We start from the raw sequence: 22,641 nt of genomic DNA on the forward strand, positions 1-22,641 counted from the left end.
GTCAGACCGCACCGTCCCCAGCCCGACCTGCTGACCGTGCCCCTGCCCCTGCCCCTGCCCCTGACTCGGCGATCGGGCGGAACACGGGCAGTTCCCGTGCCTCAGCACCCCCCTCCCCGTCCACCTTCATGAACTCCAGCCGTACGGGAAGCCCGATGCGGACCTCGTCGTAGGAGACACCCACCACGCTGCTCACCATCCGGACCCCCTCGGCCAGCTCGATCAGCCCGACGGCGTACGGGGGGTCGAAGGCGGGGAACGGCGGGTGGTGCATGACCACATACGAGTAGACGGTCCCCTCGCCACTCGCCTCGACGGTGTCCCAGCGCGCCGAGCCGCAGCCGCCGCATCCCGGCAGCCAGGGAAAGCGGAGTGTGTCGCAGTCCGCGCAGCGCTGGATCAGCAGCCGGTGCCCGGCGACGCCCTCCCAGAATCCGGCGTTGTCGCGGTTGACCACCGGCGCGGGGCGGTGTGCCTCGCGCGGCCGCTGCCGCGTCGCCGCCGCCCCGCCCCCACCGGCCGGTGCGTACTTGAGCACCCGGAAGCGGTGCGTGCCCGCGGGCTCGCCGGCCGCCCGGATGTCCATCCGCGTGGTGATGAAGTGGCCCGCGCCCAGCTTGGTCGTCTTGCGCCGCGACACCGACTCGATGACCGAGTCGAAGGTGATCCGGTCGCCGGGGCGCAGCGGGCGCAGGTACTCCTGCTCGCAGTCGGTCGCGACGATCGAGGTGTAACCAGCGGCGTCCAGCAGCGCGGACAGTTCGTCGTACGCCCCCGAGCGCTCGGCGTACCCGGAGAGCCCGCCCATCGTCCAGGCCTGGAGCATCGTGGGCGGGGCGATCGCGTCCGCTCCGGTGTACGCCGGGTTCGTATCACCCATCGCCTCGCACCAGTGCCTGATCATCGGCTCGTTGACCAGGTCCTTTCCGGTGCCGGGGGCGGCTGTGGGGCGCCCTTCATAGGACTTCAGACGCGTGTACAGCTCCTCGTCCTTCGTCGCTTCCCCGCTCAACGCTTCCCCCTCCTCATACCGAGCCGCATCGTGGCCACGATCTCCCGCTGCACCTCGCTCACCCCGCCCCCGAAGGTGTTGATCTGCGCGGCCCTGTTCATCCGCTCCAGCTCCCCGCCGTCACCGAGGACACCCGGCGAACCGGCCCTCACCAGTGCGGCGTCCCCCGCGATCTCCTGGCACATCCGGTACACCTCGACGGCCGACTCCGTACCGGCGAACTTCACGCCGCTGGCATCGCCCGGGGCCAGCCGACCCGCTCCCACGTCCGCGACCAGGCGCCAGTTGAGCAGGCGGGTCGCCGCGAGCCTGGCATGCACCTCGGCGATCCTGGAGCGCACCCACGGCTGGTCCAACGGGCGTTCACCGGTCAGCGGATCGGGACGCCGGGCGTGGTCGAGGGCCGCGGCGGCGAAGTCCTCCGCCTGCATACCGACGGCGGCGAGGGCCACACGCTCATGGTTGAGCTGGTTGGTGATGAGCTCCCAGCCGTGGTTCTCCTCGCCGACGAGACACGTCGCGGGGACCCGTATCCCGTCGTAGTAGGTGGCCGTCGTGGTCAGACCGCCGACCGTCCGGATCGGGGTCCAGGAGAAGCCGGGCGCGTCCGTCGGCACCAGGATGATCGAGATCCCCTGGTGCTTGGGAGCCTCGGGGTCCGTACGGCAGGCCAGCCAGATCCAGTCGGCGTTCTGGGCGTTGGAGGTGAAGACCTTCTGTCCGTCGATCAGCCAGTGGCCGTCGGCGGCGGCCCGCACGGCCCGGGTGCTCAGGGCGGCGAGGTCGGTACCCGCGCCGGGCTCGCTGTAGCCGATCGCGAACACCACCTCCCCGCTCAGGATCCGGGGGAGGAAAGAGGCCTTCTGTTCTTCGGTGCCGTATCTCATCAGGGTGGGGCCGACGGTGTTCAGCGTGACCATCGAGACCGGAGCACCGGCGCGATACGCCTCGTCGAAGAACACGAACTGCTCGTCGGGACCGCGCCCCTGGCCCCCGTAGGCGACGGGCCAGCCGAGTCCGAGCATCCCGTCGGCGCCGATCCGCCGTAGTAGACGGCGCTGTTCGGATGCGTCGTCCGGAGGCGGTGGCCCGTCGGGCATCAGCTCGCGGAAGTACGCGCGGAGTTCGGCGCGCAGCCGCTGTTGGCGCGGGGTCGGTGCAAGGTGCACGACGGCATCCTCCCGAAGGGGATGGGGCGGGGGCGGTTCCCTGAATGTGTTTCCCAGTTTCTGACTGTCCGTCAGATCTACTGGGACTGTCAAGGGAACGGCAGACGGCCTGTGCGGCGGTGCCACCGCACCGCCGCACAGGCCGTCGTCACCCTTCAGTCGGTTCCCGTCAGTCAAACCCCCTCATACCTCGAGCCCCCTCATCCGGAATCCCCCAGCGCGCCCCCCGACAGAACCCCCCAGCCGGACCCCCTCATCCCTCCAACCCCCAGCCGACCCCCCCTCGGGCCGGCCTACCAGAGCCTGCTGAAGAACACCGCGATGTTGTCCGTGGACTGGTCGATGGCGGTGAAGCCCGATCCGTTGACACTCGCGGTGTGGTTCTGGTTGGACGCGCCCGCCCCCGTGGCCACCTGCTGGGTGGTCGTCGAGTTCCCGTGGTTGTCGCCACCGACACCGCTGCCCACCACCCCGGCCACCGCCGCGTTCGACCCGTTGTTCGCGAAGGCACCGTTGTCCGCGTGGGCCACGCCGGTGAACAGGGCGGCGGCGAGGGGCAGGGCGGCGACAACGGCGACGGCACGGGCGGCGCGGACGGTACGAGCGGTACGGGTGCTTGCCATGTCATTTCCTCCAGGACGGGAATTACAGAGACAGAAGACGGAAGTCGTAAGTCGGAAGATCCAAGTGCGGCCGAGACCTGGGCAGTTGGCCGACCACCACGGTCGTGATTCGGTCGCGTTCGCTGTGGTGCACGACGTCGCGAGTCCAGAGTTGCCCAGCGAATCCCCGGCGAACCACCCCGGAGCACCCGATTCCCCCTCAAGCGTGAGGACAAGTCGATAAACCCCCTTTAGATGAAGAAGCGTTCCAGCACCCTTCGGCCAACCCTCAGCGCCGCGCACTCACCCTTCCCTTATTCGAATACCAGTACGAACATGGAAGGCATGGCCACCACTGCCCGCCGCGCTGTCAGCCTGGCCCTCGCCCACGCGCTCTGCGCCGCCGAGCGCGGGTTCCCCGTGATCCCCCTGTCTCCCACCAAGCTCCCGGCGATCCCCTCGCCCCACCGCCACACCCGGGAACCGATCCCGAACCCGATTCCGGCCCCTGTCCCGGCCGCTGCCACGACCACAGCCCCGGCTCCGGCCCCGGCCCCGGCCACATGCCACGGCGAGTGCGGCCGCCCGGGGCACGGCGTGCACGACGCCACGACCGACCCCGCCGCCGTACGGGCGCTCTTCGCCGCCGCCCCCTGGGCCACGGGCTACGGAATCGCCTGCGGCCGGCCGCCGTACCACCTCATCGGGATCGACCTCGACACCAAGAGCGCGGCGATGGGCGGCGGTCCCGACGCGGGCGGCGCCGTGGACTCGCTCGGCGCGCTGCGGCACCTGGCCCTCCAGCACCTGTTCACGATCCCGGAGACGATCACCGTGCTCACGCCCAGCGGGGGCCGCCATCTGTGGCTGACCGGGCCGCCCGGCGTCGTCGTACCGAATTCGGCAGGGCGGCTCGCGCCCGGGATCGACGTCCGGGGCAGCGGCGGCTATCTCGTCGGACCGGGCTCGGTGTCCGCCCACGGCGCCTACCGATTCGCTCCCGGCACAGCCACACCGCCGCCCGCGCCCTGCCCTCGGGCGCTGCTGCGGCTGCTCATGCCACCGGCGCGCCACCCGCACGGCCGGATGCCGCCCGGCGACCGGGCGCCGAGAGGCGAGGGACTGGTCCGGTTCGTCGGCGCGGCCGACGAGGGCCAGCGCAACACCCGGCTGTTCTGGGCGGCTTGCCGCGCGTACGAGAACGGCATCGGCGACAGCCTCGCGGACGCCCTCGCCGGCGCGGCGGTCCACGCCGGCCTCAGCGAGCGTGAAGCCCGCGCGACGATCGCATCGGCGGCGCGGCTGCGCGCCGGGGGCCTCGCATGACAAGGATCACAGAAGTGCCGCGACCGTGGAACGCAACTGCGCCTTTTGATCATTTATGCCCACGGCGAGTACACATGGCGCCTTTGATCTGATCGGGATAACTCGCTTCCTGTATCCCCATTTTCGGTCATACGATCACCCGGCAGCGTGCCCGCGTGAGTGTTTCCGCCGTGGCCGCACAGGACCTCCCGCACTTCCCGCACTCCGCACTTCCCCGCCCCTGGCCGCCGGACCACAGAGGAAATCGTTGAAGAACCGCAGCATGCTGGCAACGGCCGTCGTCGCCGCCGTGACCGCTCCCGTCGTTCTCCTGGCCGCCGCTCCCGCGCTCGCCGACGCCCCGTCAGCGGCAGCGGCGCAGCCGACGGACGGGCCCGACATCGGGGAACTCGAGGAGGCCGCCTGGCGGTCGCACCAGGCGCACCTCGCGGCTCTGGTCGCCGAGCGGAGCGCGTCGGCTGCCGCGCAGGCCGCCCACTCCGACGACACACCGCTCGCCGGCACGGCCAGGGCTGCCGCGAAGGCGGCCGCCGACGCCGGCGCCGCCAAGAAGCAGGCCGACAAGGCGGTCGAACTCGCCGAGGACGTGGTCACCGCGCTGCCCGGGACCGCCACCCCGGAGGAGAAGGCCACAGCGGAGAAGGCCCTCGCCGACGCGGAGGCGACCGCTCAGGCCGCCGCCGCCGACAAAACCGCCGCCGACAAGGAGGCGGAGCAGGCCGTTCAGGCCCTTGCGGGATTCCGCCGCGCCGCTGACGAGAAGGCCGCCGCGGCGAAGCAGGCCCTGGCCGAGGCCGTCAAGGCGATGCTCGCCGCAGACAAGGCACTAGCCGAAGCCAGGGCGGCCCTGGAGAAGCAGTGCGACTTCGAGGGGCAGCTGACCACGGTCCTGAAGGGGATGCCGGCCCAGCTGGTCGCCGGTACGACCACCGACTTCTCGGTGGTCGTGACCAACGGCAGCAGGACGAAGGCGCTGGACGAGGTCCTGCCGCGCGTCTCCTTCCACTCCATGGAGAAGACCGGCTACAAGATCATCGACAGCCACTTCGACCTGCAGTGGTCCACGGCGGCTTCCCCGAAGTGGCGGGCCGTCAGGAACGGCGAGTACACCGGCTCGATCGGCGCGCTGAAGCCGGGTGGCCGGTTGGACCTCAAGCTACGGCTGACGATCGACGTCAAGGCGCCCGCGGACAAGGGCGATGTTTTCGTCGAGGGTGACTACGAGAACGGCGACGGTTCCTGCGGAGGCAATGCCGTCACCCTGTACCCCTTCGAGCTCCTCGTGGCCGGCAGCAAGCCCAGCACGACGGAGACGACCACCGCGACAGGGACGACGGGCACGGCTGCTGCCACGACCGGCGGCACCGGAACCGACGGCGCCGGGACCACGGGGAACGGGACGCCGGCGCGGAACTCCGGCACCGAGGCCCAGGGCACGACCTCGACCACCACGGTGGACTCCGGCTCCGGTGCCCTCGCATCGACCGGTTCGTCCTCGGCACTGCCGGAGTTGGCAGCCGCGGCGGGCGGGGCCGTCGTACTCGGCGGCGGTGCGATCCTCGTGTCCCGCCGACGCAGGCAGGCCAGGGGCTGACGCGCGGAAAGCACGGAAAGACGGAAAAGGGGCGCCCGTGCGGGGCGCCCCTTGCCGTGGCCGACATGACCGTCGGTTCAGCGGATCAGATCAGCGGAGTCGGATCAGTGTTCGGCAGTCCAGCGGTTCAGCGGTGGTCGCGGCCACGGCCCCAGGACGTCTGGTCGAGGACACGGCCGTTGTCGTTGCGCAGCGTGGCGGTGTCACGCTCGTCCCAGACCTGCCGGCGACGGTCCTGGTAGACGTCGTGCCGGTTGTCGAAGCCACGCCCGGTGTGGACCTTGACGCTCGAACGCCCGTCCAGCCGCAGGTTGCGGAAGCGGTAGGTGTTCCCGTCCCGGTCGGAGAGGGTGTAGCCGCGCAGGTTCACCGGCTGCCGGCCGACGTTCTTCACCTCGACCCACTCGGAGTTCAGGGCGCGGTTGGAACGGTTGTCACGGCCGATGCCGTCGTGCCGGACGTCGCCGATGACGATCGGGGAGCGGCGCTCGTGGTCCCGGCCGCGGTCGTGGTGACGCCCGAGGCCACCGTCGTGGTGCCGGGCAAGCTCGGCAAGGTGGCTGAGGCCACCGCCGCGGCCGACGCGGTTGTGACCGTCGGCCGCCGCGGGCAGTGCTGCCGCGGCGACGAGCGCGCCGGATGCGAGGACGGTGGCGACGATACGACGGGTAAGGCGAGAAGCAGACATGAAGTGCCCTCTCAAAAGCGTGCCCGCAAAGCCCCGTTCAGGGTCGTTGAGGGGAGATCAGGTTCCCGGCCGGTGCCGAGGACCCAAACTCTGACGGGCGTGCGCCGACATCCGCCACCAAATCGACTCTGATGACAAAAACCGGACATCTCCGTAACTCTCACCTGTATCTGACATCGATCGCCGCCAACCCCTTACCAGGGGTTCGCTGCGCGTTACATCGACCCGTTGAGCAATCAACAACAAGCGGTTACCAACCGCCCCAAAGCGCCGCAAACGGCCTAATGGGCATCGCGCTCGGACAGCCCGGATTTCTGTAACAGCCGTCGGCCTCACGGAGTCGCACACACATCACGATCACCGCTCTGACGTGCGGTTTCGCTTCACCCGTTTGCCAGGACACGCTGCCTGTCCGTCCCTGTCATCGGCACACGGCGACGGATCCTGAAGCCGCCTCGCCCGTACGGCGGCGGTCGGCACGCGTATCCCTGGTGTCAGAGGCGCGCCCTACATTGCGGCCATGGGCATCTATCTGTACGACCTCGGTGCGGAGTGCTGGTCCGGTGACCAGGAAGGCGGATGGGCCGAGGTCGCCTCGGCGCTGAACCACGAACTGGCGCGGCGCGGGCTGCCGCGGTACGAGCCCGCGCCCGGGCAGGGCCCCGCCTTCGAGGAGAAGCTGGCCCGGCCCATGGCCGGATTCAGCGCACTGTGCGATGAGCACCTGTCACCGCGCGAGAGCCAAGCGGTCGGCAGCTGGACGGTGCTGGTACCGCTCTCCCTCGACACCGGGATCGTGCTGCCGATCGCGAACGACATGGACGACGAGACCGTGATCGTCGGAGCGCCTCAGATACTCGGGTGCATGGAACGGCTGGCGGCGGTCCTGGCCCTGCCACCGGAAATCCCGACACCGGGCACCACCCTGGCCCTGACGGCGTGGCGTATGGACGGCTCGGCGGAGACACTGGCCGCCGCCCGCCCCGGGCCCTGGAGCGAGGACCTGGACACGGCGTTCTATGTGGCGGTGTACCGGCAGGCCGCTCGGCACGCGCTGAGTCATGGCTGCCCGATGACCTACTCCTGAGCGACCGATCAAGCGATCATGTAGGCATGGACACGACCACGGGGAACATGATCGCCGTCCCGCCAGGGCGGATCACGCTGTCGGACCGCCGTACACAGCGCAGTTGGCCGGTCGAACTCGCGCCGTACGAGCTCTCGGCGCACCCGGTCACCCAGGAGCAGTACGCACGGGTCACCGGCCTGCGGCCGAGTGCCTCCCAGGGAGACGAACTGCCCGTAGAGGGAGTGTCCTGGTGGGACGCGGTCCGTTTCTGCAACGCCCTGTCCGCGCACGAAGGACTCACCGCCGCCTACCACCTCCACGGCGACGGCATCGAGTGGGACGACTCCGCCGACGGCTACCGGCTGCCGACCGAGGCCGAGTGGGAGCACGCCTGCCGCGCGGGCACCACCGGGCCCCACTACGGACCACTGGACGACATCGCCTGGTACCGCGCGAACTCCCGGGAACGCCTCCACGCGGTGGGCGGCAAGCGGCCCAACCCCTGGGGCTTCCACGACATGCTCGGCAACGTATGGGACTGGTGCTGGGACATCTACGACGCCGAGGTCTACGGCGACTACCGGGTCCTGCGCGGCGGCGGCTGGTTCGACGAGCACTGGAGCTGCCGGGCCTCCGCCCGACGCCGCAGCCACCCGGACTACCGGGTCGACGACGTCGGCTTCCGCATCGCCCGCTCCCGCTGATCAGACCGCACACTTCAGAACTACCAAGGAGCGTCCGGCTCGGGCCGCTGGGGGGACTCACATGGGAACCACCGCCAAGGAACGTTCGCGCCTCGGCGCCACGGGCCTGCTGATGGCCGCTCTTCTGGGAGGCGTCAGCGGCTGCACCGCCGATGGCGCAGGGCCGTCGGCAGGCGCCGCCCCGTCCCCGAAGAGCCACCGGGCCGAGCACGCGGAACACACGGACGGCGAGACCGTCGGCCGGGCACCCACGCCCCTCGACGGCAAGGCCGTGGTCCAGGCGGCCTCGCGCACAGGCAACGCCACCCTGCCCCTGAAGCCGATCGGCACCGGCAAGCTGGCCGTCCAGGTCAACTGCCAGGGAAAGGGCACTCTCACGGTGGCCATCTCGCCCATCGGCCTCAGCTTCCCCCTCACCTGCGGGAACGAGGTGAACAGCATCTACGACCAGATCCATCTGAAGCGGGCCCGCGCCGAGGCGGCGACCATCCAGATCACGGCTCCGAGCACGGTCCGCTGGGCACTCACCGCCGAACAGTGACGGGCACCTACGACCCGCCCCCGCACGGGTACAGTCACGCGCATGACCGGACGGCTGCCAGGCCCCGCCCTCGACATCGACGGGACCGGACCAGAGATCACCCGCACCGACTGCAAGCGCTGTGGCACTGAGGTGTTCGGCATCGACGGCCGCTACGCGTGTCCCGTCTGCGGCTGGGTCAACCACTGGTCCGAGGGCCACCGGCCCCTCCCGGTGGCTCACGAGGACTCGGACTACCCGGACAGGGACCGCCTCTACCAGTCACAGGAGCAACCCCGGACGTAGAGCTCGCGTGGCCGCCGCGCGCGGCCACCGAACACGTGCCCGCCAAGTGATTGACCTCTGTGGCGGGTCGGGGACCCGTCTCCCGCGTGACTGGGACGATTCGCCCATGACAACCAAGGCAGGTACCGCCGCGGGTCCTGCGAGGGCACGACTGGTCCTGCTGACGCTCGCGGCAGGCCAGTTCCTGATGGCACTCGACAGCTCTGTCATGAACGTCTCCATCGCGACGGTGGCCGTCGACGTGGGGACGACGGTGACCGGCATCCAGGGCGCCATCACGGCCTACACACTCGTCATGGCGATGTTCATGATCCCCGGGGGAAAGGTCGGGGCGCTGATCGGGCGCAGACGCGCGTTCATGACCGGCTGCTGCATCTACGGCTGCGGCTCCCTCACCACGGCGCTCGCACCGAACCTGCCCGTGCTGCTGCTCGGCTGGGCGCTCCTGGAAGGCATCGGGGCGGCTCTCATCCTGCCCGCGATCGTGGCGCTCGTGGCCGCCAACTTCGAGACGGAACGCCGGCCTGCCGCCTATGGACTCGTCGCGGCCGCGGGTGCCGTGGCGATCGCGCTCGGGCCACTCATCGGAGGTGTGGCGACGACGTACTTCTCCTGGCGCTGGGTGTTCGCGGGTGAGGTGCTCGTGGTGCTCGGCATCCTGGTGCTCGCCCGCCGCATCGCCGACGTCCCGAGCGGCGAACGCCCGCGCATCGACCTCGTCGGCACCGTACTGTCCGCCCTCGGGCTCGGCGCCTTCGTCTACGGCGTGCTCCGATCGGACGAATGGGGCTGGTTCAGGCCGAAGCCCGGCGCACCTGCGTGGCTCGGAGTCTCGCTGGTCGTATGGCTGATGCTGGCTGGTCTGCTTCTCGTCTGGCTCTTCCTCCGCTGGGAGGCTCGCCTCACGAAGCAGCGCAAGGAGCCGCTCATCGACCCGGCCATGCTGGAAAACAGACAGCTCACCGGCGGCCTGACCATGTTCTTCTTCCAGTACCTCGTGCAGATGGGCGTGTTCTTCGTCGTACCGCTCTATCTGTCGGTCGCCCTCGGCCTGTCCGCGCTCGCGACCGGCGCCCGGCTCCTGCCGCTCTCCCTGTCGTTGCTGGCGGCCGCAACTCTGATCCCGCGTTTCCTCCCCGACGTCTCACCGCGGCGGGTGGTGCGGCTCGGGATCCTCGCGCTGCTCGCGGGCGCGGTCGTCCTGATGGCGGCGCTGGACGTGGACGCGGGGGCGGAGATCGTCACGATCCCCCTCCTGCTGATCGGGCTCGGCATGGGCGCGCTGGCGTCCCAGCTCGGGTCGGTCACGGTGTCCGCGGTGCCGGACGAGCGCAGCGCGGAAGTGGGCGGAATCCAGAACGCCGTCACCAACCTCGGTGCTTCGATCGGTACGGCGCTCGCCGGCTCGATCCTGATCGCCGCGCTCACATCGTCCTTCCTGACCAGCGTCGAGCAGAATCCGGCGGTCCCGGCCGAGGTCAAGAGCCAGGCGGCGGTCGAACTCCAAAGCGGTGTGACCTTCATGTCCGACGCCCAGCTACAGACCGCTCTCGACACAGCGGGCCTGAGCGAGGACATGGCCACGGCGGCGCTGGACGCGAACGCCGAGGCAAGGCTCGACGGCCTGCGTGCCGCACTCGCCATCCTCGCGCTCGCCTCCGTCCTCGCGCTGTTCTTCACCTCGAGGATCCCGGCGACCCAGCCCCGCTCAGCCGCGCCGTGACCGGCACCGGCCATCGAGATGTCCGATGCGGCACCTAGCGGGAAGATGGCAGTACCGGCTGTCCAGGCTGCATCGGAGACACGATGAAGGACCTCAAGTTTGAGCAGAAGCGCTCGCTGTCACGCCACGAGGCGGCCGATCAACTCGAGTCGCTGGCGGCCGCCCTCCGGCAAGGTGAGGACGCCGAGCTGGAACTCGGCCCCGGGAAGCTGAGCCTGCGGATCCCCGACGACCTTCGCAGCGAGATAGAGGTCGAGGTCAGCAGCGACGGCATCGAACTGGAGATCGAATTCAAGTGGCCTACCGCTCCGGCCGCCCAAGCAGCGCCTTCAAAAGCGGCGGCGGCCACGGAGAAGCCCGCTGTCAGGCGAAAGAGCGCCCCCGCCGTCCCCAGCCGGAAACCCGTGAAACGGTCCGCCAGGAAGTCCAGCAGCCCCGCATGAACGCGCTCATCCGGACGGGGCTGAACGGCGACCAGACCCGGCGGCAACCTCCTCCGCAGCTCGGACACCCTTCGGGTTCCGGTTCCGGGCCTTCGATGGGTTATGCCCTTGGCAGCGCGATTGTGCTCCACGAGCCCGGCCGCACATGGACGGCTGCCTCGTAGGAGGCCCTGTAGCCGGTTCGCGCGGAAGCGCAGCGACCATGCGGGCCACCTTCTGGGGCTCGCCCCTTTCGGCATGCGCTGGGCTGGTCGCGGCCAGGCGAGAGAACCCGAGGACCGGCGGCAGCCTGCCTGCTCTCGATCGTGGCTCAGAGCGCGATCGGCTGGTACTGCAAGGCCTCCTCGACGATCTCCGCTGCCGATACGCTGCCGGCCGAGGCCTGGAAGACCAGGTCGCTGACTCGGGGATGCGTCACATTCGCTTCAAGGAGTCGCAGGTAGTAGTCGCTCTCCAGGTCACCCGCAATGACCCGGCCGACGATTTCCACGAGCTCGCCCCTCGTGATGTCTTCGACCCCGGGGCAAGGTGGTCGGGCCGCCTCCCTGGCGAACTCCGCCGCACTCCGGCGCCCGTAGTACTCGGCGAAGTCGTATGCCACGTATTCGTGACCGGTCATCGCATTGAAAGCCCGGATCGCCTCCTCAGCATCCTCGGAACGGTCAGCCACGAGGTCAGCGACCCGGTCGATCTCAGTGCTCAACTCATCGAGCCGCTGCTGGCTCACAGGCGGGGGCAGCAACTCCGGTCTCAGGTCCACAGCCCGGATTATGCCGGGCAGGCGTCACCTCGCTGGGCGGGAAACAGATCGCCCTGCGCTCGCAAGTCCGCGACACTCGGCCCATGGCACTGACACAGCAGTTTGCTCGGGTGACACCGCGGTATCTGGCTCAGTGCCGTGCAGCCGCGGCGATGTCCTCAGACGGCAACCCGGATTGGGATCCGCCTGAGGAAGACACCGTGGACCTCGACTGGGCGATCTGGGGCCTGATCTGGTTCTGCCAGCGCATGCAGATCGAGGAGCAGTGCATCCGGAACCTTCAACGGAGCATCTCGGGGGATTCGGGTGACGATGTCGAGTTCCTGGATCATCCCGAGGTCTACGACGGCTTTGACGCCGCTCCCGCTCTCCTCGCTCCGGCAGCCGTGGCAGAAGTGGTCCGCGACCTCGCCTCTTTGGACATAGATGACATGCTCAGCCACCTGCCGACAGACAGCTTCGCGGCGGCCGAAGCGTGCGACTTCCGAGGGTTCAACGGGCACCCACGCACGTACCTCGTCGAGCATTTCGCACTGCTGCAGAGCTTCTATCGGGTTGCCAGCCAGCGTGGGCTGGCGGTTGTGGCCTGGCTCGACTGAGCACCGAAGCGTTCGAAATGAAGGTGCCGACGGCGGGGTGTGGTGGGCGTTCGATCACGTGCTCGGGATGTGGAATGCGGCGTATTCTCGGGCGCACGGCTGCCATGGGTTCCACAGTGATCGCACTGGTTGGAGTGGTGCTGGTTCCGCAGGCAAGCGCTGCACAGACCTGCCTTAGCACCACCGGCGCCAAGATGTGCTGGCAGTCCACAGGTGATGACGTGTACATCACCGACACCAAGGCCGATGGCCACCGAGCGGGCGGCTACTACGCCACGGACCGCGGAAGTTACGGATGGTGCGAGAACACCAGGGGCGTGAACACCACGGTGAAGTGCAACCTTGATCTGGAGGAGCCCGACATGATCAGTTTCTACGCTGCCAGGTGCGAAGGCCCCTGTGGGCCCTTGGAGATTGGCGTTCTGAATCAGTCTGGCTGGAAGCGCGTCGCCGTGTGATGCGGGTGCCGTGCTGAGGTGCGGCTCTCCAGGAGCTCCCTGGAGAGCCGCACCTTTTGCCGATCCTGCGCCGAGGGTTGGGGACGGCTCCTGCTCGCCGGCGCCCGCCCGCCCGCAGGATGGGATCCGCCTGGACGGACGACGGCGCTACTACTCCAAGGTGCCGGATGGCGAGGAAGCGAAGATGAACGCGCTCATCGAGCAGGGGCTGGCCGAGCACGAGGACGATGCGTAACGGCCGGATTGCTGGACGCAGGTGGGCCGCACGCCCTGGTCAGGGGTGGTATACCACCGGATCGGGTGAGACAGGCCGCATGCAGAAGGGGCGCCGCGCCGGAGAGTGGCACCCCTTCTGACCTGCAAGCTTCTGACCTGCTGCGGTGGGTGTGGGATTTGAACCCGGTGACATCGCTGCCACGACGGTTTCCAAGAGCGCCGCGGTGCCGCGTGGTGCATGCACTCTGACCTGCGCAGGACTGCCGTCTGTCAGGCGGATCCAGCGCTCTGGCCCACACATGGCCCACGGAGCGAGCGCTTGTCGTACCCGGGCCCTGCTGACCTCCGCGGTTCCCCGTGAGCCCCCGCCGGATCTGGCGCGGTTGTGGCACGGGGAACCTATAGACCGTGGTTCGAGCTGTGCTCGACACCGAGTCATCGAAGACAAAGCTCAGGGACGCACGCCCGGCTTGTTGACGGCAGCGGCGAACCTCTGCACGGCTGAGACCCTGATCAGGGTTTCCTCCGTCGTGACCTTGGAGTCGATCATCCCTCCGACGAGCAACATCGTGCGCTCACCCCGGTACTCGTAGGTCTCTGGATCGAGGAGCAGCTCGTCCCGGCGGTGGGTCTCCTTGGTGAACGGGTTGTCGTCCGAGGGGTGAACGGCCAGAGCAGGCCTGCCCATCGCGTCCTCGACGAGCTGCGCACGGACCACCACGCCGGGGATCGTTTTGAGCGCGCGGAAGAGCGACAGGCGGACATCGGGCGGGATGGTGTCCGCGCTGGAGAACGTGTACTGGATCCGCTGGTAATCGCCCCCGAGGCGGATCACCTCGGAGAGAGATCGCAGCAGCTGCTGCGGCTCGCTCGGCAGTTTCGCCACCCTCTGACGCAGTTTCTTCGGCGATCCGTCGTTCGCCTCGCCGATCACCGAATCCAGGACGCCGTGCGGCAGCATGCGGCGCATCTTGCCGCTGCCGTACTGCGTCCAGGTCTCCTGCGTGAACTCCCCGTATGCCGGGGCGCCCTTCTCGGGAACGGGATTGAGGTCGTCACGGAAGTTGAGCGTCGACTGCCGCGTCAGAGTCTTCTGGTAGAGCCACTGACCGTCGGTGGGTTCGGGGGACGTGGCGTACTCGGCCTTCACCCGGGGAGCGTCGGTCGTCGGCAGGACCTGCGCCACCAGCACCGCCGCCACCACCACCCCGGCAGCAGCTCCCACTGCGGCGAGCTTCCAGCCGGCCCGTGGCCAAATGCGGCGGCTCTGCCCCTGTCTGGCGGTTGCGTCCAGCAGCCGCTGCCGCCCGGGCGCCAGCCGGGCCCGGTCCGGGGCGGGCGCGTCCGGCCGGAAGTCCTTCAGCGTCGTCATCTCATCCATGGCCGACCTCCGGGGTGAAATCCTGTACGAGGGTGGGGTCGTCGCCCAGCGCGGAGCGCACCTTCCTGCGCGCCCGGTTGAGTCGGGAGCGGACGGTGCCGACCGGGATGGTGAGCGCCTCGGCGACCTCCTGGTAACTGAGGTCGGCCCATGCGACGAGGAGCAGTACGTGCCGGTCGCCGCCGGACAGCGAGGCAAGCGCGCCAGCGAGGGGGCGGTGGGCGGCCTGCGCGGTGACCCGGTCGTCTGCGTGGTCGACCCACGACTCGGTGACGGGGTCGTGGCCGGTGCGGGCGAGCGCCCTCAGGGCGCGCTCCTCGGTGCGGCGCTGCTTGCCGATCAGGTTGGCGGCGATGCCGTAGAGCCAGGGCCGGGCGTTCGTGCGGGTCAGGTCGTAGCGCGAGCGGGCCCGGAACGCCGCGAGGAAGGTGTCGGCCGTAAGGTCGTCGGCGGCCGCATCGCCGAGCCGCCGCATGACGTAGCGGTGGATATCGGCGGCGTACCGGTTGTACAGCTCGGCGAAGATCTCGGGCCGCCGCAGGGACTGGGCGATGACGGACGAGTCGTCGTGGTGGTGCTCGTGGTCGTCGCGCCCGACGTCCGGTGGGCCGCTCACGGGGTCTCCGTCTCTGACATGTGTGGTCACACCCTCTGTTCCCCACTGGGGCCCGGCGGGTTCACACCCGGAGGCTGTGTCCACGTCCCGGGTGCGGGCTCAGCTTGTCATCGATCCAACGTGTCGTGGTTTGGCGCCCTGCGAGGCGAGGAGGACGATGCCCGCCATGCTGGAACCTTCATGAACGTTGTTGGCGGACTCGAAGACGGGCCGTATCGGTGCCCCTGTTGCGGCTACCTCACCCTGGGGCAACGAGGGGCTTCGAGATCTGCCACGTCTGTTTCTGGGAGGACGACGGTCAAGACGAGCACGATGCCGATGAGGTCCGAGGTGGCCCGAACGGTTCGCTGAGCTTGAGCAAGGCTCGGGAGACCTTTCGATCGTCGGAGCTTGTGACCCTCGATTCACCCAGTCAGTTCGTGACCCGCTCCCCGAAAAGCGTCCGGACAGCGGTCAGAGCTACGGCACAGGGACTCTGAAAAGCGCATGGGAGTGATCTGCTCGTACCCCTGCCGTGCCCGTTCGGTCGGGAAACAGCGGGGAGCACGGTCGCAGGCGGACAACGCCCACGTGAACGGCTCCTGACCGAGTTACCTGGTCAGGAGCCGTTCACCTGCGGTGGGTGTGGGATTTGAACCCACGGTGACATCGCTGCCACGACGGTTTTCAAGACCGTTCCCTTAGGCCGCTCGGGCAACCCACCCACGCCCCCGCACACCTGCTGCGGAGCGGGCTACAGCCTACCGGCTGGACACCTCGGGTACAGAAGCCTGACCACAGGTTGACCACAGGCAGCGCGCCGACCACGGCAGCAACCTCGCTGCGAGTCTCCCACGGCGCCCGGACGAGCTCACGCTCAGGACGTCTGAGCGCCGTCCTCGCGCTGCGGGGAAGGCAGCAGGAGGTCCCGCTCGGGATGCCTCTCGCCGGAGAGGCTGCCGTCCACGCCGAGGTCCACGCGTGCCGCCTCGTGGAACTCGTTGATCGCTCGGAAGACGGCGCGATTCCGCTCGCGCCAGTCCTCCAGGCTCCCGTCCACCTTCCCGTTGGCCTGCCAGTCGACCTGGAGGGCGACGGCATTCAGCTCGTGCGCCGCCTCCACCACGTCGTCACCGGCGAGGAGCATGATCCGTTCAAACGCCCGGCCACGGAAGCGGCTGGCCTCCGACATCTCCGCGAGCATCTCGGAGTCAGGCTTGTCCCGCTCGCGGATGCCCTCCCGGCACTCGTAGAGGTGGACCGCCAGGAAGATGCAGGCCCGGACGCTGTCCACGTAGCCCTCGTAAGCTTCAAGTTTCTTGCTGTCCCAGCGGGTAACCAGCTCGTGCTTCTTACGCTGCCGCTCCATGGCGTACGTCGTGAGATGCGTCGTGAGCGCACCCAGCAAGACCGCGGCGATCGTGACCCACTGCTCTGCGGCTCCCATGCGTCCCCCAGACATGGCACTCATCTAGATGTCTGAAGGATCTTAGGAGTGGATGCCGTGTCCCGAGGTAGCCGGGTCGCCGCATGGCTGAAACATGGGGACCATAGCGGCTTCTGCCTGTTTCTCCAGCTCACGTGCCCTGTGACACCGTGACTGCTGTGACACCCCCCATGTTTCAGCCAGTCAGACACCAACGCTTCGGATACGCGGCCAGAGATAGGTGGAGGGGTGCCCCTGAGACACCCCTCTAGCTTCAGAAGGAAGGTCAGCAAGTCTGCTCCTGGCGACCGCCGGGATGGTCCGGGCCGGTGCGAGCACCTTCGCTTCGAAGTTCCGCTGCCGTTGATTTCAGAGAAGCGTGGCGAGTTTAGTCTCCGCGCGAGTTCCGCGAAGAATCCCCTTTGCTAAGATCACGAAACACGGGAACGCCAAAAATCGGAGCCGCCGCAACCCCATGAATCGAGGGCACGGCGGCTCCTATTTCAGACTTTCACACGGTTTGGTCAAGGAGGAGCCACGGTACCGACTCCGGCCTCTGCCCTGTTCTTGTCCGACAGAACTCCTCGAGAGCCTCGCGTACTTGGGCGGTTGGAATGGCGGCCTCGCGAGGGTAGTAGGTAGGGTTTCCTGGGTCCGCTATAACTTCAGGATCGAACGAGGGCGGATTCGGATTTCCAGATGTCCAGATGAATCGAGAGATATCATCGTCGGCCGCAACAGCGGGAACCTCACTGGTCCACCACTTCAGCGCACCGTACCCGCTTCGATTATTCACCGAAACGTACAGATAGTTGGTAGCCCATCGTTCATCGGTCTCTTCTGGGTACCTTCCTTTTACGATGCTGACCACAGCCCTCTCTGGGACGATCTCAAACCCGTCGGGGGTTTCTCCCTTTTGGATTAGATCGTTCATTACGTGGTCAATAAAGGAATCAACCTCCCGGTCGGACCGGGCATAAATTTCCCCGACGTGAGTGGCACCAAGAACGATCACTCTGCCATCACCTAACCGCTTGTGGGCCTCTTGGCCTTACCCTTGAGAGGGATCGGCTCTTTCATTCCCGGATAGTGTACCCACATGGTCTGATCCTCATAGAGGATAGCAGGAACGGCCTGCTTGCACCCCATGGAGTTCGGCGAGGAGACCTTCGGGCATACATAGTTCTTATTGATGACTATGTGAAGCTCTTTACCCTTCCCCATCTTATTGCGCATCTCCCATGCGAGCTTAACCTCGGCGTGATGTGAGACCTCTGCATATCCGGGGAAGTTGGGGAAATCTCCAGACTTCTTGAGGTACTGATTTACATCCTCGGAGAGGTCGCTCCTCCCACTGTGGAGAGCATTATCCCAAACCTGAGTGCCGTCGGACTCAAAGACATATCCAGAAGTTGTCTGACCGTTCGACTTGGGAAGCTTTTTCCACGCATTCACCACCCATACGGGACATGCAGCATCGTCGGTGTTGTGCACGAGGACGTTGGTGGTGCCGGTGGAGACGTAGTAGGTATGGAGGTCATCGACGGTTAGGTCGTATGCGTCCTGGAGGCCACTCCAGTTGCGCGTGCTGGCAATGGCAGCCGTGCTGTTCTGCGGGGTGCGCAGCGTGTCGCCGACCTTGAGGTCGCCTGCGTTTTTCCACGCCTGGTCGTTTGCAGACCAGTAGGGGTGGTGGCTCGTGGAGGTAAGTGCGGAGCCGTCAGCGAGGGTGACATCCGTGAAGTTTCGGTCGTCGGGGGTGTGGATGGTCCGCGTGACGGCCCGGGGGCCGGTTTCGCCGGTGGTGGGATCGGTGGCGGTGACTAGGTCGCCGACACGCATCCGCTCGATGGGGCGACTGGTGCCATCAGCCAGGAGCACTGGGGTGCCAGCGGGGAAGCTGTGGACAGATCCAGTCAGGCAGGCGACGGTGCGGCGGGTGGCACGGCCAGCCTCCAAGGCGTCGATGCCCTTTTTGATCTTGGGAATGAGCTTGAGCTTGCCCCAGGGAGTGACGCCAACAGCGGCCATCGTGCAGATGCCAGCGGTGGGATTTTCCATGCAGGCTTCGATGTCGGCGAGGCCGGACAGCTCCCAGGCGATGGTTCCGTACGTGCGAGGGTCCTTCGCCAGGTCAACGGCTGTATCGATCGCCCCGCCGTCGCACCATGTCGTATTGATCGGGAGCCATTGATGCATACCCGCGAAGATGTCCATGCAGAACGTTTCGGGCGAATCTGCCGCACGTTCTTCCTGCGCTTGCTCTGCCTGTCGGCGAGCTTCCTCCATCTCCTTTTCGGCGAGAGCGCGTACGGCCGTCCAAGCCTCCGTGGCCGCGACCTCGGCCTCTTTCGCGCTCTTGCCAGCGGCGAGCGCGGATGACTTAGCATCATTTGCGGAACGATCAGCCCGCTCGGCTGAGGCTCGGGCGTAGGCGGCAGAAAATTCGGCATCAGCGGCAGACTTCTCAGCGGCAGCGGCATCCGTTTTAGCCCGCTGAGCGGCACTGCGCGCGGTGGCAGCCGATGCGGCTGCTTGAGAGGCGCTTCGCTCGGCGGCGTCCGCTGATGCGTCGGCATCGGCAGCGTACTTCGCGGCCAAGGCCTTCGACTTCTGTGCTTCCGCAGCAGCCTTTGCTGCGTCCTGCTCAGCCTTCTTGGCATTGGCTGCGGCTTGCGCAGCGCGCCAGGCATCCTCGTGGGCCTTGGCTGCAACCAGGGAGCCCTCGGCGATCAGACGTTCTACCTGATTGATGTGGGTGGTGGCGAGGTCGTCCTTGCGCTGAGCCATGTGTTGGCCGACTGTGACGAACTCGTGCAACAGTTCCGGCGGGCCGGCGAGGGCGACTTTGGCGGCTGCCTTGAGCTCTGGCCCTCCGGTCTCGGCCAGGCGAGCGGCCGTGACCTTTTCATCAGTGATGAGCTCGCCGTACTGACCAAGGTGCAGGAAAGCCGCAAGGGCCTTGCTTCTTCCATCGGCAAGGGCCGTCTTTGCCGCCTCGCGGACACCGGGCCCGCCGGTGTTGGTAAGCCGGGCGGTATCGACCTTCATATCGTCGATGCCGGCGTCGTACTGGCCCGTAGTGTAGAAAGCCTCGATCTGCTTGGGAGTCCCGGTGAGCGCCACCTTGGCAGCAGAGCGTACCGAGGCGTAGCGGCTTTGGATGCTCAGGTTGACAACGCGTTGGCGAATGTCGTTGTGGTTGGCATCCTTCCAGCGGGTGCGCAGATAGACCAGGACTTCTTGGTCGGTGCCTGACAGAGCGCTGGCGGCGGCTTCCTGATGCCACGGGCCGAGAAGCTTCATTGCTTGCATGGCCAGATGGCGGCCCTTGGCGGCGGTGGCTTGAATGTCGACGTCAGGCCGGGCGGCTTCCTGGGCCAGTTCGGTCGCGGTGGCATTCAACGCCAGGGTCTGCTTCTGAGCGGTGGCGGATGCCGAAACGCTGGATTCTGAGGCTGCCTTCATCGAGCGAGCCCGTTCGATGGCGGCGTCCGTGCGATTTTCGAGATCAGCGAGTTCGGTCTCCCGCGCCAAGGCGAAGATCTCCTTGGCCTTGTTCACCGCGGCCGTTGCGCCGTCCGCCGCGGCTTTGGCCGCGATAGCGCTCTTCTGGGCCTGGGCGGCATAGGTGGCCGCGTTCCCAGCATGTTTGGCGGCTTCCTCCGCAAAGTCGGCAGCCTTGTTTGCATGTGCGGCAGCCGACTTTGCGGCATCACGCGCTCCGTAGGCGGCGCTGGCTGCGCGGCGGGCCAGCGCGGCGGAACGATCTGCAGCACGATCTGCGGCATTGGCATGGCGGCGTGCCTCAGCAGCTGCTTGGCGTGCGTCATTGGAGTGGAGGCCCGCCGCGTCCGCGTGAGCGTTTGCCTCTTCAGCGGCCGTGGCCGCTGCTCTTGCATTGGTAGAAGCGCCCTTGGCGGCCGCTGAGGCAGCAGCGGCAGCGTTTGAGGCTTCGCCAGCCTTCTCGGCAGCCTCCATCGAGGTGAGGGCTGCTTGAGCTGCTGCCCGGGCGTTGACTGCTGACGTGCGGGCAGTCTCAGCCTTGGTGGCGTCGCCGGCGGCGGCTATGGCTGCGTTGTAGGCGGTGTTCGCCGCTTGCGCGGCCGCTGCGGCCGCCGATGCGGTTTGTGCGGCGGCGAAGGCAGCCCTACGGGCCGCACGATTGGCGGCCTCCGCCGAACCGACGGCCTCCTGTGCGGACTCGGCGGCAGCTCGTGCAGCCGCAGCGGCCTGCTTGGCCTTGACCGCCGCGGTCTTCGAGTCGTTCTTAGCAGCCTTGGTCTCCTCGGCAGCCTTCTTTGCCGCCACCTCAGCCAGTTTGGAGGCTTCGATTGCCTTCTTGGATGACTCCTCTGCCATCTTCGTTGCATCTGCAGCCTGCTTGCCAGCCACCTGCGCCTGCTGGACCAGTTCTGCGACGGATGCGTGCTCCTGATCCCGATTGCGGGCGGTGAACTGCCCGATCTCCAGGAACTCGACTATGTCCTCTGGCGCACCCCTCAGCGCTATCTTGGCTGCCGCCCGCACGTTCGGGCCACCAGTCATCGCCAGACGGGCGACATCGACGCGGTTGTCGTCCTTGCGCGCCTCGTACTGACCCGCGTTTAGGAAGAGCTCGCGGTCTTCGGCAGTGCCCAGCAGAGCTTGCTTTCCTGCCTCGCGTACCCCAGGGCCGCCCAGAGTGACCAAGCGGGCGATGTCGACCTTGCGGTCCTCATCTTGCGGCTCCTTGTAGCCGTAGAGAAGGAAATTCTCCAACTCGGCAGGCGACTTCAGCATCGCCTCCTTGGCTGCATGCCGAACGCCAGGACCGCCGGTCATCGCCAGCCGTGCCGTCTCGACACGGTTGTCGTCGAACTGAATGGACGCCGCTTCTGTCAGAAACTTTTGGACTGCGTCGTCATCCCCGAGCAGTGCTTGCTCAGCAGCCACCCTCAGACCGGCGCCGCCAGTCTCCCAGTAGTCGACGATCTGCGCCCGCACGTTCGCTGGTGGTGCCGTCGGCTCTACTGCCACTGCGGCCGGGACACCCAGCAGACCCGTTAGCACGCTTGCCGACAGCAGAACCCTCAGCGCGCGCTTGCGTGTTGAAAATGTCGTTAGTTCTTCCGAGCCACGGGCCCGGAAGTCTTTTCGCCGTCTCACCGGCGACCCCCCTTTTTTTTGGGTCGAAGAAAGCGTCCAGCCTGGCTATCGCTTGGGCGAACGCGGCACCAGGAAAGTGCGCGGGTCTTCTTGCCCGACCTGAAGTCAGCTACATACACGGCTGGAGCCGCTCGATCGTACAGCAAGATCTTGCCGCGGAATGCGCAATTCCGTTTTCGCGTCGACCAGATAAGACACTCGTGGGGATTGCATGGTTGTACCCGAATCACCAAAAGGCGCTGAGATAAAGATCACGCGGCCGCGATTTAGAGTGGGATCACGACCATGGTTCACTCTGCCAGGAACTTATGGAGCATGTCCCTCACCTTTTTCGAAAGAGTCCACCATGGCAACATCCCGTAGGCGTAGGTCCTTGCTGGCCGTCCTGGCCTCAGCCCTGTCCGTAATCGCAACTAGCCTCGGCGTGGCACACGCTCTTCCCGGAGACGCTAAGACGGCTGCGCAAGGTAGCGAAATTCCTCTCGCTATAGAAGACTTCACCTATCCAGATGCCGCCAAGATCCGAGAAGAGACAGGGGCGGTTCTCAAGCGCGGTGACGGCCATATCGTGATGACGACCTGTGGCGGCAGCGATGACATCACGATCACTACCCGATCAGGACAGAAGGACTTCTGCTTCGACGTCAAGGCCAAGCCCGCGTATCTGACCCTCGAACTCCCCCAGGCGTACGGGATCTGGACTTCGGATGATCCGGTGAAGACAACGCTCAAGGAAGCGGACGGCACAACCACCGTCATCAACGCTAAGGCCAACGACTTCACTGGCTACGGAGAATCAGGAAGCGTGGGTGGAGAGGCAACAACCCTAATTGAGCTCCGCATCAGCGGATGATGGCCAGACCTCCGCTACTTTCAACCCCTGCGCCAGGCCACTACCCCTG

At 67.1% G+C, this 22,641-nt stretch carries 22 protein-coding genes and 1 tRNA gene; 12 read left to right on the forward strand and 11 right to left on the reverse strand.

Translation table 11 applies throughout. The annotated features are described in order from the left end of the window. Position 1: 1 nt before the first annotated feature. The 3 genes from ABZ532_RS10415 to ABZ532_RS10425 form a co-directional block, all read right to left on the reverse strand. Complete coding sequence (locus ABZ532_RS10415) at positions 2–1,012, reverse strand: OB-fold domain-containing protein (RefSeq protein WP_361280910.1); 1,011 nt, start codon at positions 1,010–1,012, stop codon at positions 2–4. After that, positions 1,009–2,181, reverse strand: a complete 1,173-nt coding sequence (locus ABZ532_RS10420) for an acyl-CoA dehydrogenase family protein (protein ID WP_361280911.1) — start codon at positions 2,179–2,181, stop codon at positions 1,009–1,011. The genes ABZ532_RS10415 and ABZ532_RS10420 overlap by 4 nt, the downstream gene beginning before the upstream one ends. A gap of 293 nt (positions 2,182–2,474) precedes the next feature. After that, positions 2,475–2,804 (reverse strand): hypothetical protein, encoded by a 330-nt coding sequence (locus ABZ532_RS10425; protein ID WP_361280912.1) that lies wholly within the window; start codon positions 2,802–2,804, stop codon positions 2,475–2,477. Positions 2,805–3,128: 324 nt separating this feature from the next. Here ABZ532_RS10425 and ABZ532_RS10430 point away from each other — a divergent pair, with 324 nt between their 5' ends. After that, complete coding sequence (locus ABZ532_RS10430) at positions 3,129–4,109, forward strand: bifunctional DNA primase/polymerase (RefSeq protein WP_361280913.1); 981 nt, start codon at positions 3,129–3,131, stop codon at positions 4,107–4,109. A gap of 262 nt (positions 4,110–4,371) precedes the next feature. Continuing rightward, the gene (locus ABZ532_RS10435; protein ID WP_361280914.1) at positions 4,372–5,703 is read left to right on the forward strand and encodes a peptidase; all 1,332 of its coding nucleotides are present in this window, start codon (positions 4,372–4,374) and stop codon (positions 5,701–5,703) included. A gap of 127 nt (positions 5,704–5,830) precedes the next feature. Here the strand turns inward: ABZ532_RS10435 and ABZ532_RS10440 are convergent, their stop codons facing one another. After that, positions 5,831–6,391, reverse strand: coding sequence for a lamin tail domain-containing protein (locus ABZ532_RS10440; protein WP_361280915.1), 561 nt, complete (start codon positions 6,389–6,391; stop codon positions 5,831–5,833). 520 nt (positions 6,392–6,911) lie between these two features. On the opposite strand from ABZ532_RS10440, the gene ABZ532_RS10445 reads away from it, so the two are divergent. From ABZ532_RS10445 to ABZ532_RS10470, 6 genes are all read left to right on the forward strand, one after another. Continuing rightward, positions 6,912–7,478 carry a hypothetical protein gene (locus ABZ532_RS10445; protein WP_361280916.1) on the forward strand — a complete coding sequence of 189 codons (567 nt, stop codon included), beginning with the start codon at positions 6,912–6,914 and terminating at the stop codon, positions 7,476–7,478. 26 nt (positions 7,479–7,504) lie between these two features. Beyond that, the gene (locus tag ABZ532_RS10450; RefSeq protein ID WP_361280917.1) at positions 7,505–8,164 is read left to right on the forward strand and encodes a formylglycine-generating enzyme family protein; all 660 of its coding nucleotides are present in this window, start codon (positions 7,505–7,507) and stop codon (positions 8,162–8,164) included. A gap of 61 nt (positions 8,165–8,225) precedes the next feature. Further along, the gene (locus ABZ532_RS10455; protein ID WP_361280918.1) at positions 8,226–8,705 is read left to right on the forward strand and encodes a hypothetical protein; all 480 of its coding nucleotides are present in this window, start codon (positions 8,226–8,228) and stop codon (positions 8,703–8,705) included. Between the two features lie 42 nt (positions 8,706–8,747). Continuing rightward, positions 8,748–8,990: a hypothetical protein gene (locus tag ABZ532_RS10460; RefSeq protein WP_361280919.1), complete on the forward strand. Its 243-nt coding sequence runs from the start codon at positions 8,748–8,750 to the stop codon at positions 8,988–8,990. 106 nt (positions 8,991–9,096) lie between these two features. Then, on the forward strand, positions 9,097–10,713 hold the full coding sequence (locus tag ABZ532_RS10465; protein WP_361280921.1) for an MFS transporter: 1,617 nt from the start codon (positions 9,097–9,099) through the stop codon (positions 10,711–10,713). Between the two features lie 83 nt (positions 10,714–10,796). Continuing rightward, complete coding sequence (locus ABZ532_RS10470) at positions 10,797–11,156, forward strand: amphi-Trp domain-containing protein (protein ID WP_361280923.1); 360 nt, start codon at positions 10,797–10,799, stop codon at positions 11,154–11,156. A gap of 310 nt (positions 11,157–11,466) precedes the next feature. Here ABZ532_RS10470 and ABZ532_RS10475 read toward each other — a convergent pair whose 3' ends face one another. Continuing rightward, a complete protein-coding gene (locus tag ABZ532_RS10475; protein ID WP_361280924.1) occupies positions 11,467–11,916 on the reverse strand; it encodes a hypothetical protein in 450 nt (149 codons plus the stop codon). Positions 11,917–11,999: 83 nt separating this feature from the next. Here ABZ532_RS10475 and ABZ532_RS10480 point away from each other — a divergent pair, with 83 nt between their 5' ends. Together ABZ532_RS10480 and ABZ532_RS10485 are read left to right on the forward strand one after the other, a co-directional pair. Next, on the forward strand, positions 12,000–12,515 hold the full coding sequence (locus tag ABZ532_RS10480) for a DUF1877 family protein (RefSeq protein ID WP_361280926.1): 516 nt from the start codon (positions 12,000–12,002) through the stop codon (positions 12,513–12,515). A gap of 104 nt (positions 12,516–12,619) precedes the next feature. Further along, positions 12,620–12,973, forward strand: a complete 354-nt coding sequence (locus ABZ532_RS10485; RefSeq protein ID WP_361280927.1) for a hypothetical protein — start codon at positions 12,620–12,622, stop codon at positions 12,971–12,973. Between the two features lie 667 nt (positions 12,974–13,640). Here the strand turns inward: ABZ532_RS10485 and ABZ532_RS10490 are convergent. Together ABZ532_RS10490 and ABZ532_RS10495 are read right to left on the reverse strand one after the other, a co-directional pair. After that, a complete protein-coding gene (locus ABZ532_RS10490) occupies positions 13,641–14,570 on the reverse strand; it encodes a hypothetical protein (RefSeq protein WP_361280928.1) in 930 nt (309 codons plus the stop codon). Continuing rightward, positions 14,563–15,186 (reverse strand): RNA polymerase sigma factor, encoded by a 624-nt coding sequence (locus ABZ532_RS10495; protein WP_361280929.1) that lies wholly within the window; start codon positions 15,184–15,186, stop codon positions 14,563–14,565. Before ABZ532_RS10495 ends, ABZ532_RS10490 begins: the two co-directional genes overlap by 8 nt. A 218-nt stretch (positions 15,187–15,404) precedes the next feature. On the opposite strand from ABZ532_RS10495, the gene ABZ532_RS10500 reads away from it, so the two are divergent. Continuing rightward, the gene (locus ABZ532_RS10500) at positions 15,405–15,665 is read left to right on the forward strand and encodes a CPCC family cysteine-rich protein (protein ID WP_361280931.1); all 261 of its coding nucleotides are present in this window, start codon (positions 15,405–15,407) and stop codon (positions 15,663–15,665) included. Positions 15,666–15,802: 137 nt separating this feature from the next. Here ABZ532_RS10500 and ABZ532_RS10505 read toward each other — a convergent pair. The 4 genes from ABZ532_RS10505 to ABZ532_RS10520 all read right to left on the reverse strand — a co-directional run bounded on the left by ABZ532_RS10505 (position 15,803) and on the right by ABZ532_RS10520 (position 21,577). Further along, positions 15,803–15,889: transfer RNA gene (locus ABZ532_RS10505), tRNA-Ser, on the reverse strand. 153 nt (positions 15,890–16,042) lie between these two features. Then, a complete protein-coding gene (locus tag ABZ532_RS10510) occupies positions 16,043–16,627 on the reverse strand; it encodes a hypothetical protein (protein ID WP_361280932.1) in 585 nt (194 codons plus the stop codon). Positions 16,628–17,102: 475 nt separating this feature from the next. Then, positions 17,103–17,606 (reverse strand): Imm1 family immunity protein, encoded by a 504-nt coding sequence (locus tag ABZ532_RS10515; protein ID WP_361280933.1) that lies wholly within the window; start codon positions 17,604–17,606, stop codon positions 17,103–17,105. Positions 17,607–17,617: 11 nt separating this feature from the next. Beyond that, entirely contained in the window at positions 17,618–21,577 is a 3,960-nt protein-coding gene (locus ABZ532_RS10520) for a DddA-like double-stranded DNA deaminase toxin (protein WP_361280934.1), read from the reverse strand. 508 nt (positions 21,578–22,085) lie between these two features. Here ABZ532_RS10520 and ABZ532_RS10525 point away from each other — a divergent pair. Continuing rightward, entirely contained in the window at positions 22,086–22,592 is a 507-nt protein-coding gene (locus ABZ532_RS10525; protein ID WP_361280935.1) for a hypothetical protein, read from the forward strand. Positions 22,593–22,641: the final 49 nt, after the last annotated feature.

The sequence above is a fragment of the Streptomyces sp. NPDC019396 genome, assembly GCF_040632375.1.
Lineage (GTDB): Bacteria > Actinomycetota > Actinomycetes > Streptomycetales > Streptomycetaceae > Streptomyces.